The sequence below is a fragment of the Sphingomonas mollis genome, from assembly GCF_016427505.1.
Lineage (GTDB): Bacteria > Pseudomonadota > Alphaproteobacteria > Sphingomonadales > Sphingomonadaceae > Sphingomonas > Sphingomonas mollis.
Genome location: NZ_JAELXS010000005.1, coordinates 201,201 through 219,172, shown reverse-complemented (window position 1 = coordinate 219,172; position 17,972 = coordinate 201,201). Strand labels below are relative to the sequence as shown.

Here is a 17,972-nt window from a genome sequence, read left to right as displayed (position 1 = left end):
ATACGCCGCCGCCGTTCAAGAGCCGCCCTCTATCGCGGGCGATAGCGCAGGCCGATCCACAGCGTGCGCGGCGTGGCGCGTTCGACGATGTTCGCGCCGCTGATCCCGGCCTCGACCCGCTCGTCGAACAGGTTCTCGGCGCGGGCCTCGACACTGAGCGCGGTGGTGACCGGGAGCGCGAGATAGGTGTCGAGGGTGGTGGCGGGGGCGAGCGTGCGGCTGTTCTGGTCGTCCTCGAACTGGCGGGCGACGTGGCGGATGGTAACGGCGGCGGCGATACCGCGATACCGGCCGTCGATCGTGGCGGACACCTGATCGCGCGGGGTCTGGGCGGGGCGCAGGCCGTCCAGCGCGAGCGCCGCACCCGATGCCCGGACGCGCGCATCGACATGGCTGTACGATGCGGTGACGCCGACCGGGCCGGGCCGCCACGACGCATCGACCTCGATCCCGTTCGATCGCACCGCATCCAGATTCTGCCGGACGCGGTAGATGCCGCCGGCCGCGACGAAACCGACCAGCGGGAAGGTGCCGGGGCCGGTGCCGGCGCTGACATTGGCGATCGCGTCGTCCAGCCGGCTGTGGAACACAGTGGCGGCGATGCTGGTCGTGGCGGTCGGGGTCAGCGTCACGCCGCCCTCCACCCCGGTCAGCCGTTCGGGCGACAGCGCGGCATTGGCGGCGGTGGCGTCGGCGCCGACGCGGAACGGGCGGTACAGTTCGTTGAGCGTCGGCAGGCGCCAGCCGCGATAGGCGGCGGCGCGCAACGTGACGGGCGACGCGACGCGCCACGCGATCCCGGCGCGGCCGGTCGCCTCCGTCCCCGTGCGGTCGGCGAAGGACAGGTCGTTGATCGCGGCGCCGGTGGCGATCGTGTTCTCGCGCAGGAAGCCGCCGCCGATCCGCCACCAGTCGACCCGGCCGCCCAGCGACAGCGTCACGTCGCCGGCCTGCACGCTGCCATCGGCGAACAGGCCGCCGGTCAGGTTCTCGCCCCCGGCGATGCGGCGGCGGGTGGGGCTGGCCGCGACGAAGGTATAGCGTTCCTGCGTCTGGCCCTTCACGTCGCGCACGTCCGCGCCCAGGCGCAGGGCGATCGCCTCGCCCAGCGGCGGCTGCACCTCCACCCGCGCGCCGAAACCGGTGGCAGGGGTGTTGTACTGGTCCAGCGTCTGCGTCGCGGTGGTGCGGGCGGCGTTGATGGCCGCGAAGCTGGAGGCGAAGGCGCGGGTCTGGACATAGCCGAGTGCGGACCAGCCCCAGCGGCCCCGCCCGACCAGGCGGATGCTGGCGTCCGCGCCCTCGCTCCTGTTGGCGGTGAACGGCGTGCCGCGTTCGCGCGTGTCGGTGAAGGCGGCGGCGTTGACCTGCACCTCGGTGTCGGCCGCCAGCGCCAGCACGGTGCGAATCGCGCCCGATGCCTGTTCGTAGGCAGCGGGGCGATCCACCGGGCCGCGATCGTCGGCGACGGTCGGGGTGAAACCGTCGCCGCGGGCATAGGCGCCCGAGATGGTCGCGAAGCCGCCCGGCCGGACGAGCGCCGCCGACCCCTGCGTCTCGATCGAATCGCGGCTGCCATACGCCACGCTGCCGATCAGCGGGGCGAGCGCGGTGGGGGTGGCGCTGTCCATCTCGATCGTGCCGGCCAGCGCGCCGGGTCCGTAAAAGCCGCTGCCGCCGCCGCGCGTCACGCGGATGCGGCCGATCCGGTCGGTGGCATAGGCGGGAAAGGCGACCCAGCCGCCGAACGGATCGGTCTGCGGCACACCGTCGAGGATCAGGAGCGCGCGGCTCGATGCGTTGCCGCCGAGGCCGCGCAGGGTGATGCCCTGGCTGGTCGGATTGGCGCTGCGGCTGTCGGAACGGCGGAACTGCTGGAGGCCGGCGACATCGGCCAGCACGCTTTCCAGCCGGTCGGACGCGTTCGTCTCGATCCGGCCGCGGTCGATCGTGACGACGTCGAACGCGCGGTCGCCGGGCTGGTCGGCCAGCCCGCGGCCGGTGACGACGATCTCGGGTGCTTGTGTCGTCTGGGCGACGGCGCCGGTGGCGCAGCCGGCAAGGAGCAGCGCGGCGGGGCGGAGGCCGGTCATGGGGGCAGGTTCCTGAAGCAGAAGCGGATTTGGCGTCCGCTTAGCAGGCGGGTCGCATCGCGCCACCCCGACCTTTCGTCCCATGCCGCACTTGAGCGGCGGGGATGCTGCCTCTAAGGCCGGCAGCAAGGAGAGCGATATGCGAAACATCGACCATCTGATCGCCGGTACAGCCGGGATCGGGGGCGGCAGGACGGCCGACGTCTTCGATCCGAACGACGGATCGGTGCAGGCCCGCGTGCCGCTGGGCACGGCCGCCGATCTGAACCGGGCGGTCGCCGCCGCCCATGCCGCGCAGCCCGGCTGGGCCGGGACCAACCCGCAACGCCGCGCGCGCGTGATGTTCCGGTTCAAGGAACTGGTCGAACGCGAGATGGATGCGCTCGCACACCTGTTGTCGTCCGAACATGGCAAGGTGATCGCCGACAGCAAGGGCGATATCCAGCGCGGGCTGGAAGTGATCGAATTCTGCTGCGGCATCCCGCACGTGCTGAAGGGCGAATACACGCAAGGAGCGGGCCCCGGCATCGACGTATATTCGATGCGCCAGCCATTGGGGCTGGGCGCGGGCATCACGCCGTTCAACTTTCCCGGCATGATCCCGATGTGGATGTTCGGCCCCGCGATCGCGTGCGGCAACGCGTTCATCCTGAAACCGTCGGAACGCGACCCCAGCGTGCCGGTGCGTCTCGCCGAACTGATGCTGGAGGCCGGTGCGCCCGAGGGCATCCTGCAGGTGGTGCATGGCGACAAGGAGATGGTCGATGCGATCCTCGATCATCCGGGGATCGCCGCGGTCAGCTTCGTCGGATCGTCCGACATCGCGCATTACGTCTATCGCCGCGGCGTCGATGCCGGCAAGCGCGTGCAGGCGATGGGCGGGGCCAAGAACCACGGCATCGTCATGCCCGACGCCGATCTGGATCAGGTCGTCGCCGATCTGTCGGGAGCCGCATTCGGGTCGGCGGGCGAGCGGTGCATGGCGCTGCCCGTCGTCGTGCCGGTGGGTGACAAGACGGCCGATCGCCTGCGCGAGAAACTGATCCCCGCCATCGCCGCGCTGCGTGTGGGCGTATCGACGGATGCCGATGCGCATTACGGCCCGGTCGTGAACGCGGCGCACAAGGCGCGTGTCGAGGACTGGATCCAGACCGGCGTCGACGAGGGCGCCGAACTGGTGGTCGATGGCCGTGGCTTCTCGTTGCAGGGGCACGAGCAGGGCTTCTTCATCGGCCCGTCGCTGTTCGATCATGTGACGACGGCGATGAAGAGCTACCGCGAGGAAATCTTCGGCCCCGTCCTCCAGATCGTGCGCGCGCCCGATTTCGAGACGGCGGTGCGCCTGCCGAGCGAGCATCAATACGGCAACGGCGTTGCGATCTTCACCCGCAACGGCCATGCCGCGCGGGAATTCGCGGCGCGGGTCAATGTCGGCATGGTCGGGATCAACGTGCCGATCCCGGTGCCGGTCGCCTATCACAGCTTCGGCGGGTGGAAGCGGTCGGCGTTCGGCGACATCAACCAGCACGGCACCGAGGGCGTGCGCTTCTGGACCCGGACGAAGACGGTGACGCAGCGGTGGCCGGACGGATCGGTGCTGCCCGGCGGCAGCGAGGATGGCGGACCCTCTCGCGTGCAGGATGCGTTCGTCATCCCGACCATGGGTTGAGGAGCATGACCATGAAGACACAGGCGATATTCGGCTTCGCCCTGCTGCTCGCCGCGTGCGGATCGAGCGACGAGGCTGGTAACAACAGCGCGGGCGAATCCACCGGCGGCGGTGCGGCGGTCGAACAGACGCCGGCCAATCTGATGGAGGACCCGACCAACAGCGTGGTGCCGCTGACGCCGCCCGGTTCCGGCCCGACGCCCATGGCGAGCGCAACCCCGGTCGCGGCGCTGCCGGAGGCGTTCCGGGGACGCTGGGGCATGACGGTGGCGGATTGCGATCCGGCCAAGGCCGATATCGCCAAGGGGCTGATGGTCGTGGCGGGCGATCGCCTGACCTTCTACGAATCGCGCGCGACGCCGACGAACATCCGCCTCGACACGCCGCTCAGGTTGACGATCGATCTGAGCTATTCGGGGGAGGGCCAGACCTGGACCCAGACCGCGACGCTGGGCCTGCTCGACGACGGCAAGACGCTGGTCCGCGAGGTCACCAGGGGCGACGATCTGGGCGTGAAGGGCGCGCAGCGATACAGTCGTTGCCCGGCGGCGGTGTCGTGATGCAGTTCGACATTACCGACGACCAGCGCGAAATCCAGGAACTGGCGCGGCGCTTCACCGCCGACCGGATCACCCCGTTCGCAGGCGAGTGGGATGAGAAGCACATCTTCCCGCGCGAGACGATCAAGGCGGCGGCCGATCTGGGCTTCGCGGCGATCTATGTGTCGGAAGAGTCCGGCGGCATCGCGCTGGGGCGGGTCGAGGCGGCGCTCATCATGGAAGCGATGGCCTATGGCTGTCCCTCCACCGCGGCGTTCATCTCGATCCACAATATGGCGGCGTGGATGATCGACCGGTTCGGGTCGGCGGCGGTGAAGGCGAAATACCTGCCCGATCTGGTGACGATGGACCGGCTGGCCAGTTATTGCCTGACCGAGCCGTCATCGGGATCGGATGCGTCGGCGCTGACCACGCGGGCGGTGCGCGACGGCGACGATTATATCGTCAGTGGCACCAAGCAGTTCATCTCCGGCGCGGGCGAGAACGAAATCTATGCCGTCATGGTCCGCACCGGTGCGGACGGGCCGAAGGGCATCTCGTGCCTCGTCATCGAGAAGGATATGCCCGGCGTGTCGTTCGGCGCCAACGAGCGCAAGCTGGGCTGGCATTCGCAACCGACGCGGCAGGTGATGTTCGATCAGGTTCGCGTGCCGGCCGAGAACCTCGTCGGCGCGGAGGGCGAGGGGTTCCGCATCGCGATGACCGGGCTGGACGGCGGCCGGCTGAACATCGGCGCGTGTTCGCTGGGCGGCGCGCAACGCTGTCTGGACGAGGCGATCGGCTACACCAAGGACCGCAAGCAGTTCGGCAAACCCATCGCCGACTTCCAGAACACGCAGTTCACGCTGGCCGACATGGCGACCGAGCTGGAGGCGGCGCGGGCGCTGCTCTATCTGGCGGCGGCGAAGGTGACGGCGGATGCGCCCGACAAGACGCGCTTCGCCGCGATGGCCAAGCGGCTGGCAACGGATACCGGATCGAGCGTGGTCGACCGCGCGCTGCAACTGCATGGCGGGTACGGATACCTCATGGATTATCCGATCGAGCGTTTCTGGCGCGACCTGCGCGTGCATTCGATCCTTGAGGGGACCAATCAGGTGATGCGGATGATTATCGGCCGGGATCTGGTGAAGTGATGGGCGCCGAGGTGATCGTCACCACCGACGGCGCCGCCGGCCGTCTTCGCCTCAACCGCCCCAGGGCGCTCCACGCCCTGACGACGGATATGTGCACCGCCATCATCGACGCACTGGAGGCGTGGCGCGAGGAGGGCGATGTCGGGGCGGTCGTGCTGGATCATGCCGAGGGACGGGGCTTTTGCGCCGGCGGCGATATCCGGATGCTGGCCGATAGCGGCGCGGGCGACGGCGCGGCGGCGCGGGCGTTCTTCGCCACCGAATACCGGATGAACCACCGGCTGTTCACCTATGCCAAGCCGACCGTCGCCTTCATGGACGGCGTGACGATGGGCGGCGGCGTCGGTCTGGCGATGCCGTGCCGGTTCCGGGTGGCGACGGAGAACACGAAATTCGCGATGCCCGAAACCGCGATCGGCCTGTTCCCCGATGTCGGCGGCGGCTGGTATCTGTCACGGCTGCCGGGGCGGATGGGGCAATTTCTGGCGCTGACCGGGCATCGGTTGAACGGGGCGGAATGCCTCGCGCTGGGGCTGGCGACGCATTACCTGCCTGCCGACGGAATCGAGGAAGCGAAGCGGCGGATCGCCGCCGATCCGCAAGGCATTGCCGCCGCACTGGACGGACTGGCGCTATCGCCGCCCGAAGCGGCCATAATGGGGCATCGTGAGGCGATCGACCGGCTGTTCGCGTCGGACGATTTGGACGAGGTTTTCGCCGCGCTCGCCGGTGATGGCGGCGAATGGGCTTCGGCGCAGCTGGCGACCTTGCGGACCCGGTCGCCGCAATCGATGAAGCTGTCTCTGAAGCTGCTGCTCGACGGCGCGACGATGGCGACGTTCGAGGACGAGATGCGGCAGGAATACGCGATCGCCACCCGCATCGTGCAGCGCCACGACTTCGCCGAGGGCGTGCGCGCGGTGATCGTCGACAAGGACAACGCTCCCCGCTGGAACCCCGCGACGCCGGAAGCGGTCAGCGACCACCTGATCGACCAGATCGTCGCGCCGCTGCCCGATCATGAGGCGTGGACACCTTTTTGAATGAGGATCGAATGGCCGAATACGATACGCTGATCGTCGAACATCGCGGGGCGGTGACGCTCGTCACGCTGAACCGTCCGCAGGCGCTGAATGCGTTGAACGGGCAGATCCTGACCGACCTGCTCGCCGCGATGGCCGCGTATGATGCCGATCCCGGCCAGCGTTGCGCGGTCATCACCGGATCGCCCAAGGCGTTCGCGGCGGGTGCCGACATCAAGGAGATGCAGGCGCAGGGTTTCGCCGCGATGTACGGGCATGACTTCTTCGCCGGATGGGACCGCTTCGCCGCCACGCGCAAGCCGGTGATCGCGGCGGTGGCGGGCTATGCACTGGGCGGCGGGTGCGAACTGGCGATGATGTGCGACTTCATCCTCGCCGCCGATACCGCGAAGTTCGGCCAGCCGGAGATCAAGCTGGGCGTCACCCCCGGCATGGGCGGATCGCAACGCCTGACCCGCGCGGTCGGCAAGGCGAAGGCGATGGAGATGTGCCTGACCGGCCGGATGATCGACGCTGTCGAGGCGGAGCGCGCGGGTCTGGTCGCGCGGATCGTCCCGGCCGACGATCTGGTCGAGGAGGCGGTGAAGACCGCCACCGTCATCGCCGGCATGGCCCCGCTGGCGGCGATCGCCAACAAGGAGATGGTGCTGGCGGCGTTCGAGACCGGCCTGGCGGCGGGGGTGCAGTTCGAGCGGCGGTTGTTCCACGGGTTGTTCGGGACGGCGGACCAGACGGAAGGGATGGCGGCGTTCGTGGAGAAGCGGCCGGGGGTGTGGACGGGAAGTTGACCGGTCGTTCCCCTTCCGCTTGCGGGAGGGGCTAGGGGTGGGCCTGTCCACGCAAACAGCGGGCAACGACTGGTGACAGGCCCACCCCCGACCCCTCCCGCGAGCGGGAGGGGAGCAGAAGAAGAAGCAGGAGAGAGAGCATGGCACGCATCGCCTTTATCGGGCTGGGCAACATGGGGGGCGGCATGGCCGCCAACCTTGCGAAGGCGGGGCATGATGTCCGCGCGTTCGACCTTTCGGCCGACGCTCTGGCACGAGCCGAGGCGGCCGGGTGCCTGCCCGCCGCCGATGCGGTCGCGGCGGCCGATGGGGCGGAGGTCGTCGTCACGATGCTGCCCGCCGGCAGCCATGTCGAACAGGTCCATGCCGACATCCTCGCCGCGCTGCCGCCCGCCGCCCTGCTGATCGACTGTTCGACCATCGACGTCGCCACCGCCCGGCGCGTCGCGCAAGGAGCGACGGCGCGCGGGCTGGCGGCGGTCGATGCGCCGGTGTCGGGCGGGATCGCCGCCGCCGGGGCCGGCACGCTGACCTTCATGGTCGGCGGCAGTCAGGCGGCGTTCGACCGGGCGCATCCGATCCTGACGGATATGGGCAAGGCGGTGATCCATGCCGGTGGCGACGGCGCGGGGCAGGCGGCGAAGATCTGCAACAACATGCTGCTGGGCTCGACGATGATCGCGACGTGCGAGGCGTTCGCGCTGGCCGACAGGCTGGGGCTGGAGGCGCAGGCATTCTATGACATCGCCAGCGTGTCGTCGGGCCAGAGCTGGTCGATGACGAGCTATTGCCCGGTGCCGGGGGTGGGACCGGAGACGCCGGCCGATCACGATTATCAGGGCGGCTTCGCGGCGGCGTTGATGCTGAAGGACCTGAAGCTGGCGCGCGAGGCGGCGGCCGATGTCGGTGCCGCCACTCCAATGGGGGGCCATGCTTGCGATATCTATGCCGACTTCGTCGAGGGCGGCGCGGGGCGGCTCGATTTCTCGGGCGTCATCCGGACGCTGTGACGGGTCAGCCACACAGATCGGCGGGCGGACCGGTCAGTTGCGGCTGGTTGGCGAGCGCCGGCGACGGGCCGGGCCGCGACAGGTCCATGGCGCCGGCATAGAACGGATCGGCCTGCGCCCGCGCCAGCGTCGTGAAGCGGAAGCCCATAGACCGATAGAGCGCGATCAGCCGGGGGAGCATCCGCGCATCCAGCGCGCCGACATGCATCAGCAGGACATAGGGAATGTCGCGTCCGACCTGCGCCGTCGCATTGGCGCGCGATGCCAGCGCGGCGGTGCGGGCGTCGTTCAGGAATCCCTGTTCCAGTTGCGCGACGGCGGCGCGGTTTCCCTTCGCCAGGCAGGCGGCATAGGGTGCGTTCCAGGCGTAGTCGGCAAAGCCCATCGTCACCGCCGCGATCCGATAGCCACGGTCGCGCAGCGTGGCGCGGATCTGGTTCTGCGCCGCCGGCGACCGGCCCTCCGCCAGAAACGGATAGCGGAACCAGTGCCAGTCCGCCCGCGTACCCATGGCGGCGATCAGTGGCGCTTCGTTGGTGACGATATCGGTGGTGAAGGCGGCCGCGCCGACGGTGTCTAGATTGGCATGGGTATAGCCATGGTTCCCGATCGGCAGGCCGGCGCGGCGCCATGCGGCGATGGCACGCGCGGCATCGGGATCGTCGCGCTCGACGCCGCCGTTCAGGAACCCGAAGGCGGGTACGCGTTCCGCCTTCAGCGTGGCGGCGATGGCGCGGATGATGCCTTCGCGCGTCTGGCCGGGGGGCAGGGCGCCGTGCGCGGGCAGATCATCGAAGGTGATGGCGATAACGGGGGCCGACTCGGATGGCCGGGCGACGGATGCACCACTCGCCAGCGATGCAACGACCAACGCGATTCCTGCCCGACCGATCATCAACCACTCCATCAATCCGGCGATCCCGCCTGTGGATATGTCGCCCTCCGTGTCATCTGTTGACACACGACCGGCGGCTCACCAACAAGTCTGTCCATGGCCACCAATAGACTGTCCCGCAACATCTCGCTGACGCCCGAACTGGGCAGCTTCATCGACGATCAGCTCGCCTCGGGCGATTACGGCAATGCCAGCGAGGTGGTGCGCACCGCGCTGAAGCTGTTGCGGGCGCAGGATGGCGGCGGGTCAGCAGGATTGCCGGCGACGTGGCCGATCGGCGGCGGTGAGTGCGGCGACCTGATCCGGCGGTTCGACTGGGCGGCAACGTCACTGGGCGCGATCGACGGCTGGTCGGCGGAACTGCGCACGACCGTGGGCAACATCGTCAATTCGCCGGTGGCGAAGGTGGTGATGTGGGGACCGGACCATGTGATGCTGTACAACGACAGCTATCGCGCGGTGGCCGGCGATCGCCATCCGGCCGCGCTGGGCCATCCCGTCGCGACGGCTTTTCCGGAGGTATGGGACTGGAACCGGTCGGTGCTGGCGGCGGCACGGCGGGGGGAGGTGGTGGCGCACCGCGACCAGCCGATCCTGTTCCACCGCGCGGATGGTGACGAGACGCTGTTCCTCGATCTGTTCTACACCCCCGTCTATCTCGCCGATGGCCGGGTCGGTGGCGTGATGTGCACGATGGTCGACAATAGCGGCCGGGTCGGGGCGGAGCGGCGGCTGGCCGCCAGCGAGGCGCAGCTTCGCCAGATCACCGATGCGGTGCCGATGCTAGTGTCCTATATCGATCGCGACCATATCTATCGCTTCGCCAATGGCGCCTATCAGCAATGGTTTGGCCGGTCCCCGGACCAGATCGTCGGCCGATCGGTGCGCGAGATCGTGGGCGACAAATTCTACGCGCATCGCCGCGCCGCGATCGATCGCGCGCTGACTGGTGAGGGGTTCGCCGATGAGACGGTCCTGCCGGACCGCACCGGCCAGGCGCGGCGGTGCGAGATACGCTATATCCCGCATGTCGCGGCGGACGGGTCGATCCCCGGCGTCTATGTGCTGGGCATCGATGTCGAGGAACGGGCCGAGCGGGAGGCGGCGCTGGCGCACAGCAACGGCCGTTTCCGTACTGCGATGGATGCGGTCCACGGCGTGTTGTGGACCAACAGCGCGGATGGCCGGATGGTCGGCGAACAGCCGGGCTGGGCGGCGCTGACCGGACAGTCGATCGACGAATATCAGGGCTTCGGCTGGGCCGATGCGGTGCATCCCGATGATGTCGCGCCGACGATCGAGGCATGGAATGCGGCGGTTGCTGCCCGGTCGATGTTCGTGTTCGAACACAGGGTGCGTCGCCATTGCGGTACGTGGCGGACCTGCGCGGTGCGCGGTCTGCCGATCGTCGACGATGCGGGCGAGATCGTCGAATGGGTCGGCGTCCACACCGATATCACGCATCAGCGCGCGGCCGAGGCGGCGTTGCGCGAACAGGCCGAACACCTTGCCCGGCAGGTCCGCCACCGCGAGCGGGCCGAGGATCAGCTGCGCCATCTGAACGAGACGCTGGAAGCCCGCGTCATCGCCGAGATCGCCGAGCGGCGTCAGGCCGAAGCCAAGCTGGCGCAGGCGCAGAAGATGGAAACCGTCGGCAAGCTGACCGGCGGCGTCGCGCATGATTTCAACAACCTGTTGCAGGTCGTGTCGGGCAATCTGCAATTGCTGGCCAAGGACATCGCCGGCAACGACCGCGCCGAACGTCGCGTCGCCAATGCGATGGCGGGCGTGTCGCGTGGGTCGAAGCTCGCCAGCCAGTTGCTCGCCTTCGGCCGTCGTCAGGCGCTGGAGCCGAAGGTCGTCAACGTCACGCGCTTCGTGCGCGGGATGGACGACATGCTGCGCCGCGCGATCGGCGAGGGCGTGGAGATCGAGACGATCGTCGGTGGCGGCCTTTGGAATACGTTCATCGATCCGGCGCAGATCGAGAATGCGCTGCTCAATCTGGCGATCAACGCCCGCGATGCGATGGAGGGGCAGGGCAGGCTGACGATCGAACTGGGCAACGCCCATCTCGACGACGAGTACGCCCGCACGCATGAGGAGGTGGAGCCGGGCCAGTATGTGATGCTGGCGGTGTCCGACACGGGCAGCGGCATGACCCCCGACATCATCGACAAGGTGTTCGAACCGTTCTTCTCGACCAAGGTCGAGGGCAAGGGATCGGGGCTGGGCCTGTCGATGGTCTATGGCTTCGTCAAACAGTCCGGCGGCCATGTGAAGATCTATTCCGAGGTCGGCGAGGGCACGACGATCCGGCTGTACCTGCCGCGCGCGATGCAGAGCGAGGATGTCGAGGTCGCGGTCGATACCGGCCCGATCGCCGGCGGCACCGAGACGGTGCTGGTGGTCGAGGACGACGCCGAGGTGCGCGCCACCGTCGTCGAGATGCTGACCGATCTGGGTTATCGCGTGCTGAAGGCGGTCGATGCGGACAGTGCGCTGAACGTGATCGAAAGCGGCATCCCGATCGACATGCTGTTCACCGACGTGGTGATGCCGGGCACGCTGAAAAGCCCGGAGCTGGCGCGCATGGCGCGCATCCGCCTGCCGCAGCTCGCGGTGCTGTTCACGTCGGGCTACACCGAGAATTCGATCGTGCATGGCGGCAAGCTGGATGCCGGCGTCGAATTGCTGTCGAAGCCCTACACGCGCGAGGCGCTGGCGCGGAAGTTCCGCCATGTGCTGGCCAATCAGGGTCAGCGGGCGATCGGCGCGGATCGAATTGACGCGCCGGTCGCATCGGCGGAAGTAGCGCCTACCCCCGCCACCGACTCGCCGCCTGCCGCTCGTGGCGTGATCCTGCTGGTGGAGGACGACATGCTGATCCGCGCGGCGACCGCCGACATGTTGCAGGAGGCGGGCTTCGTCGTGGTCGATGCCGCGAGCGCCGAGGAGGCGATGGCTGCGCTGCAGACGGTGGCGATCGACGCGCTGGTGACCGACGTGAACCTGCCGGGTCTGTCCGGGCTGGCCTTCGCGGACAAGGCACGGGCGCTGCGGCCGGGGGTCGGCGTCGTCTTCGCCACCGGCGATACCGCCGCGGTGCCGGCGGGGACGGAGGCGGTGATCCTGGCCAAACCCTATCGCGGCGCGGCGCTGGCCGCGGCGGTGGTGACGGCGCTGGGGGACCGGACCGTGGCCGACGAGGATGTGGCGGCGACGGCAACGCCGCCGGTTTGATGGAGCAGGGTCGAGGCACATCGCTCCCGTGCTCCTGCGAAGGCAGGAGCCCAGGGCCAAAAGCGACATCGCCTGTGACCCTGGGTTCCTGCCTTCGCAGGAACACGGGAGGGTCCAACTGACGTCGGCTTAACGACAGCGACCCTGTCGGATGACATATTTGTCATGTCGCCGTCACGGCCCGGTATGCCGGGATCGCCTATCCCGTCTCTCGACAGCAGGGTCGCCCACCGCAGCGGCCCTTGCGACAGCGTTGACGAGATCGGTGCCCGACACTCCCGGGGGTGCCGTAGGGCCGGCGGAAAGGATGCTTTCCGCCGGCTTTTCCTGTATGGACCAGAGGGTGAGCGTAGAGCGATGAGCCGCAAGATCCTGATCGTCGAGGACGATGCCTCCACCGCCGCCTATCTGGCGAAGGGGCTGGCCGAGGCCGGTTATGCGGCGGAAACCACCGACAATGGCCGCGACGGCCTGTTCCTCGCCAGCGAGGGCGTGTTCGATCTCATCATCGCCGATCGCATGCTGCCCGGCCTCGACGGCCTGTCGATGGTCGGCGCGCTCCGCGCCGCCAAGGTCGCGACGCCGGTGCTGGTCCTGTCGGCCCTCGCATCGGTCGACGACCGGGTCGACGGGTTGAAGGCGGGCGCCGATGATTATCTGTGCAAGCCGTTCTCGTTCGCCGAACTGTCGGCCCGGATCGAGGCGCTGGTCCGCCGCTCCGACCGCGCCGCGACCGAGCCACAGAAGACCAAGCTGTCGGTCGGCGATCTGGAGATCGACCTGTTGTCGCGCCACGTCAGCCGCGCCGGTCGCGCGATCCCGCTGGGCGGTCGCGAATTCAACCTGCTCGAATTCCTCGCCCGCCATGCCGGCCAGGTCGTGACCCGCACGATGATGCTGGAGAAGATCTGGAACTATCACTTCGACCCCGGTTCCAACGTGGTCGATGTGCATATCGGCCGCCTGCGCCGCAAGCTGGAGGACGGGTTTGGCTCGCCGATCCTGCACACCGTGCGTGGTGCCGGGTATCGGCTGGCGGCGGACGGATAGTTTGCCCGCATGAGGTTGTCGGTCACGGCGCGGATCGCGCTGCTCGCGATCGCGCTGGCGCTGGTGTCGAATCTGGTGCTGGTCGGCTTCGTCTGGAAATGGACGCATGACGACGCGATCGCGGCGACGCGTCGCGAGATGACCGAGCAATCCGATGCGCTGCTGTCGATCTGGCGCAGCGACGGCCTGCGCCCGCTGGCCGCCGCCGTTCAGGACGCGCGGCCCCCCGGCGACGTCTCGCTGGTCGTGGCGGTGCTGGATGCGGAGGGGCGGCGGCTGGCCGGTTATGCGCCGCTGCGCGTATCGGTGCCGCTGCGCCCGACCCCGTTCCGCGTCGACCGGCTGGGCGTGACGGGGACGTGGGAGCAGCATGACACCGGCTATATCCTCCAGCCGATCGGCGCGAACTGGCTGCTGACCGGCCGCACGCTCGACGTGATCGAGGCTGAGCAGCGTGCGATCGAGGGGGCGTTGGCGCTGGCGGTCACGCTGTCGCTGGGGCTGGGCATCGGCGCCGGGCTGGTGCTGACCCGCTATGTCGGCAAGCGGCTGAACCGGATCGCCGGGGTGATCGAGGCGGCGGGCGAGGGTGACCTGTCGCGCCGGGTCGAGATGGTGGCGGGTGGGGCCGATTCGTTCGACCGGCTGGCGGCGCGGCTGAATGCGATGCTGGGCAAGGTCGAGCGGCTGATGACCGAATTGCGGCTCGTCACCGACAGTCTGGCGCACGATTTGCGCTCACCGCTCGCGCGCTTGCGCACCAAGACCGAACAGGCGGTGATGGCCGGCGATCCGCAGGCGCGCGAGGCGATGCTGGGCGGCCTGCTGGTCGAAACCGATCTGGTGATGCGGATGCTGACGATGGTGATCGAGATCAGCCGCTCCGAATCGGTATCGCGCGACCGGTTCACGCTGGTCGATCCGGTGGCACTGATCGAGGAGATCGCCGATCTCTATGGCCCAGTCGCCGAGGAGGCGGGGCTGGAATTCCTCGTCGCGATCGACATCGCGCCGCCACCGATGCGCCTGCACCGCGAATTGCTCAGCCAGGCGGTCACCAACCTGATCGACAATGCCCTGAAACACGGGGTGCCGAAACACGGCGCGGGCGGTGGCGTCGTCACGCTGCGGCTTGCCCCACATCCGGATGGTATCGCGGTGCAGGTGGAGGATCGCGGCCCCGGCATCGCGCCGGCCGACCGCGCGGAGGCGCTGCGTCGGTTCGGCCGACTCGATATCGCGCGCACCACGCCCGGTGCGGGGCTGGGCATGTCGCTGATCGATACCGTCGCGCGCCTGCATGATGGACGGTTCGAGCTGGACGACAATGGACCCGGTCTGATCGCGCGGGTCATCCTGCCGCGCTAGCGATCCGGGCCGAGGCGAATTCGTTAACCGCGGCATGATACGCATTAGGGCATGATAGCTCCCACATATGTCATAGAGCCGGACGCGGCGAACGAGTTCCTGCGGCTGACGCTGACCGGGGATTGGGATGTCGTGATCGCGCAGCGCTTTACGACGGATGTCACCCGGACGCTGAGGGAGATGATCGGGCAGGGCGCGCGGCCCGGTCACCTGCGCACGCTGATCGATATGCGGCGCAAGAACCTGTTGCCGCAGAACGCCGCGGCGGAATTCGCCAAGATGGTCCGCCCCGACTCGCCCTCGAAGCGGATCGCGATGCTGGTATCCGGGGCGATCCACCGGCTTCAGGCCAAACGCATGTCGAGCGAATGGCACCGGATCTTCGAATCGGAGGAAGCGGCGATGACATGGTTGATGGACCCGTCGGCACCACCCAAGACGTTCGGCATGCCGGCCGCTTCGGCGGGGTGATCGCGAACCCCGACAAAGGGGTGCAAGCGGCGACTGCGTTGGCTACCAGCAGGCGATGGATGCCCTGACCGCCTTCGGCCTGTTCGCCGTCACCTTCATGCTGATCTGTTATGTGCTGGAGGACCGGGCGCCGTTCTGGACGTTCCTGTTCGCGATCGGTTGCCTGATGGGATCGGCCTATGGTTTCCTGCAGGGCGCTTGGCCGTTCGGGGCGGTCGAACTGATCTGGTTCGTCGTGGCGTTGCGCCGCTGGGTCGGTCTGCGGTCGAAGGCGCGGGCGGCAGGGGGTGTCGAGGCGGAACCGATCGCTTGACTTGGCGTTTCGCGGCGCTTAACTGATCTTTACCCCGATCCACCGGTTCCGGCGGCGCTTTTTGGCGTACGTCGCAATCGTGCGTTCGGGCTTATCGCGTCGAGATAGCGGTCGTGCTGCCATGCCGATCGCTGTGGAGCTAGGAGAAAAAGAACATGGCACGTATCGCGGGTGTGAACATCCCGACCAACAAGCGCGTGGTGATCGCGCTGACCTATATCCACGGTATCGGCCCCGCCAATGCCAAGAAGATCACCGAGAAGCTGGCGATCGCGCCGGAGCGTCGCGTGCAGGACCTGACCGATCAGGAAGTGCTGCAGATCCGCGAAGCGATCGATGCCGATTACAGCGTCGAGGGCGATCTGCGCCGCACGACGGCGATGAACATCAAGCGTCTGATGGACCTCGCCTGCTATCGCGGCCTGCGCCACCGTCGTGGCCTTCCCGTCCGCGGCCAGCGCACGCACACCAATGCGCGCACCCGCAAGGGCAAGGCGAAGCCGATCGCAGGTAAGAAGAAGTAAGCGTCACACGCTCACTTCTTTCGTCGGGGTCCGGTCGGCAACCGATCGTCCCCGGCCTTTCAGGATAGGGTCAGGAATACCATATGGCACGTGAACCGCAGCGCATTCGCCGTCGCGAGCGCAAGAACATCACCGCCGGCGTCGCGCATGTGAACGCCAGCTTCAACAACACCATGATCACCATCACCGACGCGCAGGGCAACGCCATTTCGTGGTCGTCCGCCGGTGCGATGGGCTTCAAGGGTTCGCGCAAGTCGACCCCGTATGCGGCACAGGTCGCAGCGGAAGACGCTGGCAAGAAGGCCGCCGAGCACGGCGTCCGCACCATCGAAGTAGAGGTCAAGGGTCCGGGTTCGGGCCGCGAGTCGGCGCTTCGCGCGCTGCAGGCGGTCGGTTTCCAGATCACGTCGATCCGCGACGTGACGTCGATCCCGCACAACGGTGTGCGCCCGTCGAAGCGTCGCCGGGTCTGATTCGGTCGCCTGCCTGGCAGGCGCCCGATCTTTCAGGCGCCGACTGACGAGTCGGCGTCTTCTATACCGAGGCGGTTCCCCAACCGCCTCCAACCCAGGGGAACCCCGTGGCTGTCAATGCAAAGAACTGGCAGGAACTCAAAAAGCCGAGCGGCCTGGAAAAGAAGGGCGGCGATGGCAAGCGCAAGGCGACGTTCGTCGCCGAGCCGCTGGAGCGCGGTTTCGGCCTGACGCTCGGCAACGCGCTGCGCCGCGTGCTGCTCTCGTCGCTTCAGGGCGCTGCCGTCACCTCGATCAAGATCGAGAACGTGCTGCATGAGTTCTCGTCGCTCGCCGGCGTCCGAGAGGACGTGACGGACATCGTCCTGAACGTGAAGCAGATCGCCATCCGCATGCAGGGCGAAGGCCCCAAGCGTCTCCAGCTGTCGGCCACCGGCCCCGGCGAGGTGAAGGCAGGCGACATCGCCGTGTCCGGCGATATCGAGGTCATGAACAAGGACCTCGTGATCTGCCATCTCGACGAGGGTGCGACGCTCAACATGGAGCTGACCGCCGACGTCGGTAAGGGCTATGTCCCGGCCTCCGCCAACCGTCCGGCCGATGCACCGATCGGGCTGATCCCCGTCGATGCGCTGTACTCGCCGGTACGTCAGGTGTCGTACAAGGTCGATCCGACCCGCGTCGGGCAGGACCTGGATTACGACAAGCTGACGCTGACGATCGAGACCGACGGCACCGTAACCCCGGAAGACGCGGTCGGCTATGCCGGTCGTATCCTTCAGGACCAGCTGGCGCTGTTCGTCCACTTCGACGATTCGTCGATGACCCGTTCGGCCCCGATCGGCCAGGCGGCGGCACCGACGGCCGGTGGTGCGGAGCCTGCTGGCGATACCCAGCAGATCAACCGTTACCTGCTCAAGAAGGTCGACGAGCTCGAACTGTCGGTCCGCTCGGCCAACTGCCTGAAGAACGACAACATCATCTATATCGGTGATCTGGTCGGCAAGACCGAGGCGGAAATGCTGCGCACGCCGAACTTCGGCCGCAAGTCCCTGAACGAAATCAAGGAAGTGCTGTCGTCGATGGGCCTGCGCCTCGGCATGGAAATCCCCGGCTGGCCGCCCGAGAACATCGAAGAGATGGCCAAGAAGCTGGAACAGGAGATCATGGGGTAATCGCAGGTGGATAGCGTTCGCTATCCACCGTCTCGGCGATTATCTCGGCCGGCGGGCGGGGAAGCGGCAATGCCGCGATACCGACCCGTCCGACGTCAGGACGCGGGCTTCGCCCGCGGCCCCGCTTCGGGGTCCGGCCACCCCGGAAAGTCACACATCAC

The 17,972-nt window shown here is 68.0% G+C and carries 16 protein-coding genes; 14 read left to right on the top strand and 2 right to left on the bottom strand.

The features are described from left to right. Nucleotides 1–29: 29 nt before the first annotated feature. On the bottom strand, nucleotides 30–2,093 hold the full coding sequence (locus tag JAO74_RS10730) for a TonB-dependent receptor (RefSeq protein ID WP_199037750.1): 2,064 nt from the start codon (nucleotides 2,091–2,093) through the stop codon (nucleotides 30–32). Nucleotides 2,094–2,232: 139 nt separating this feature from the next. On the opposite strand from JAO74_RS10730, the gene JAO74_RS10725 reads away from it, so the two are divergent. From JAO74_RS10725 to mmsB, 6 genes are all read left to right on the top strand, one after another. Continuing rightward, entirely contained in the window at nucleotides 2,233–3,762 is a 1,530-nt protein-coding gene (locus tag JAO74_RS10725) for a CoA-acylating methylmalonate-semialdehyde dehydrogenase (protein ID WP_199037748.1), read from the top strand. A gap of 5 nt (nucleotides 3,763–3,767) precedes the next feature. Continuing rightward, complete coding sequence (locus JAO74_RS10720; RefSeq protein ID WP_233150883.1) at nucleotides 3,768–4,322, top strand: hypothetical protein; 555 nt, start codon at nucleotides 3,768–3,770, stop codon at nucleotides 4,320–4,322. After that, nucleotides 4,319–5,458, top strand: a complete 1,140-nt coding sequence (locus JAO74_RS10715) for an acyl-CoA dehydrogenase family protein (RefSeq protein WP_199037744.1) — start codon at nucleotides 4,319–4,321, stop codon at nucleotides 5,456–5,458. Before JAO74_RS10720 ends, JAO74_RS10715 begins: the two co-directional genes overlap by 4 nt. Further along, nucleotides 5,458–6,501 carry an enoyl-CoA hydratase/isomerase family protein gene (locus tag JAO74_RS10710; RefSeq protein WP_199037973.1) on the top strand — a complete coding sequence of 348 codons (1,044 nt, stop codon included), beginning with the start codon at nucleotides 5,458–5,460 and terminating at the stop codon, nucleotides 6,499–6,501. The genes JAO74_RS10715 and JAO74_RS10710 overlap by 1 nt, the downstream gene beginning before the upstream one ends. An 11-nt stretch (nucleotides 6,502–6,512) precedes the next feature. Further along, a complete protein-coding gene (locus JAO74_RS10705; RefSeq protein WP_199037742.1) occupies nucleotides 6,513–7,289 on the top strand; it encodes an enoyl-CoA hydratase in 777 nt (258 codons plus the stop codon). A gap of 140 nt (nucleotides 7,290–7,429) precedes the next feature. Then, nucleotides 7,430–8,299, top strand: a complete 870-nt coding sequence (gene mmsB / locus JAO74_RS10700) for a 3-hydroxyisobutyrate dehydrogenase (protein WP_199037740.1) — start codon at nucleotides 7,430–7,432, stop codon at nucleotides 8,297–8,299. A gap of 4 nt (nucleotides 8,300–8,303) precedes the next feature. On the opposite strand, the gene JAO74_RS10695 is transcribed toward mmsB, so the two are convergent. Further along, complete coding sequence (locus tag JAO74_RS10695) at nucleotides 8,304–9,194, bottom strand: polysaccharide deacetylase family protein (RefSeq protein WP_233150881.1); 891 nt, start codon at nucleotides 9,192–9,194, stop codon at nucleotides 8,304–8,306. A gap of 96 nt (nucleotides 9,195–9,290) precedes the next feature. On the opposite strand from JAO74_RS10695, the gene JAO74_RS10690 reads away from it, so the two are divergent. The 8 genes from JAO74_RS10690 (at nucleotide 9,291) to JAO74_RS10655 (ending at nucleotide 17,811) form a co-directional block, all read left to right on the top strand. Further along, nucleotides 9,291–12,437 (top strand): type II toxin-antitoxin system ParD family antitoxin, encoded by a 3,147-nt coding sequence (locus JAO74_RS10690; RefSeq protein ID WP_199037738.1) that lies wholly within the window; start codon nucleotides 9,291–9,293, stop codon nucleotides 12,435–12,437. Between the two features lie 357 nt (nucleotides 12,438–12,794). Further along, nucleotides 12,795–13,487: a winged helix-turn-helix domain-containing protein gene (locus tag JAO74_RS10685; protein WP_056523874.1), complete on the top strand. Its 693-nt coding sequence runs from the start codon at nucleotides 12,795–12,797 to the stop codon at nucleotides 13,485–13,487. A 9-nt stretch (nucleotides 13,488–13,496) separates the two neighbouring features. Further along, complete coding sequence (locus JAO74_RS10680; RefSeq protein ID WP_199037736.1) at nucleotides 13,497–14,855, top strand: sensor histidine kinase; 1,359 nt, start codon at nucleotides 13,497–13,499, stop codon at nucleotides 14,853–14,855. A 51-nt stretch (nucleotides 14,856–14,906) separates the two neighbouring features. After that, entirely contained in the window at nucleotides 14,907–15,326 is a 420-nt protein-coding gene (locus tag JAO74_RS10675; RefSeq protein WP_199037734.1) for a hypothetical protein, read from the top strand. Nucleotides 15,327–15,381: 55 nt separating this feature from the next. After that, nucleotides 15,382–15,639 (top strand): hypothetical protein, encoded by a 258-nt coding sequence (locus JAO74_RS10670; protein WP_199037732.1) that lies wholly within the window; start codon nucleotides 15,382–15,384, stop codon nucleotides 15,637–15,639. 155 nt (nucleotides 15,640–15,794) lie between these two features. After that, entirely contained in the window at nucleotides 15,795–16,163 is a 369-nt protein-coding gene (rpsM, locus tag JAO74_RS10665) for a 30S ribosomal protein S13 (RefSeq protein WP_192124506.1), read from the top strand. An 83-nt stretch (nucleotides 16,164–16,246) separates the two neighbouring features. Continuing rightward, nucleotides 16,247–16,636: a 30S ribosomal protein S11 gene (gene rpsK / locus JAO74_RS10660; protein WP_056523882.1), complete on the top strand. Its 390-nt coding sequence runs from the start codon at nucleotides 16,247–16,249 to the stop codon at nucleotides 16,634–16,636. A 107-nt stretch (nucleotides 16,637–16,743) separates the two neighbouring features. Next, on the top strand, nucleotides 16,744–17,811 hold the full coding sequence (locus tag JAO74_RS10655) for a DNA-directed RNA polymerase subunit alpha (protein ID WP_199037730.1): 1,068 nt from the start codon (nucleotides 16,744–16,746) through the stop codon (nucleotides 17,809–17,811). Nucleotides 17,812–17,972 lie beyond the last annotated feature (161 nt).

Excerpts from the sequence above, each read along its gene's own strand:
- JAO74_RS10690 (WP_199037738.1), top strand. The coding sequence starts at position 9,291 with ATGGCCACCAATAGACTGTCCCGCAACATCTCGCTGACGCCCGAACTG.
- JAO74_RS10680 (WP_199037736.1), top strand. The coding sequence starts at position 13,497 with ATGAGGTTGTCGGTCACGGCGCGGATCGCGCTGCTCGCGATCGCGCTG.
- JAO74_RS10685 (WP_056523874.1), top strand. The coding sequence starts at position 12,795 with ATGAGCCGCAAGATCCTGATCGTCGAGGACGATGCCTCCACCGCCGCC.
- mmsB (WP_199037740.1), top strand. The coding sequence starts at position 7,430 with ATGGCACGCATCGCCTTTATCGGGCTGGGCAACATGGGGGGCGGCATG.
- rpsM (WP_192124506.1), top strand. The coding sequence starts at position 15,795 with ATGGCACGTATCGCGGGTGTGAACATCCCGACCAACAAGCGCGTGGTG.
- JAO74_RS10695 (WP_233150881.1), bottom strand. The coding sequence starts at position 9,194 with ATGATCGGTCGGGCAGGAATCGCGTTGGTCGTTGCATCGCTGGCGAGT.
- JAO74_RS10675 (WP_199037734.1), top strand. The coding sequence starts at position 14,907 with ATGATAGCTCCCACATATGTCATAGAGCCGGACGCGGCGAACGAGTTC.
- JAO74_RS10705 (WP_199037742.1), top strand. The coding sequence starts at position 6,513 with ATGGCCGAATACGATACGCTGATCGTCGAACATCGCGGGGCGGTGACG.
- JAO74_RS10710 (WP_199037973.1), top strand. The coding sequence starts at position 5,458 with ATGGGCGCCGAGGTGATCGTCACCACCGACGGCGCCGCCGGCCGTCTT.
- JAO74_RS10725 (WP_199037748.1), top strand. The coding sequence starts at position 2,233 with ATGCGAAACATCGACCATCTGATCGCCGGTACAGCCGGGATCGGGGGC.
- JAO74_RS10720 (WP_233150883.1), top strand. The coding sequence starts at position 3,768 with ATGACCATGAAGACACAGGCGATATTCGGCTTCGCCCTGCTGCTCGCC.
- JAO74_RS10730 (WP_199037750.1), bottom strand. The coding sequence starts at position 2,093 with ATGACCGGCCTCCGCCCCGCCGCGCTGCTCCTTGCCGGCTGCGCCACC.
- rpsK (WP_056523882.1), top strand. The coding sequence starts at position 16,247 with ATGGCACGTGAACCGCAGCGCATTCGCCGTCGCGAGCGCAAGAACATC.
- JAO74_RS10670 (WP_199037732.1), top strand. The coding sequence starts at position 15,382 with ATGGATGCCCTGACCGCCTTCGGCCTGTTCGCCGTCACCTTCATGCTG.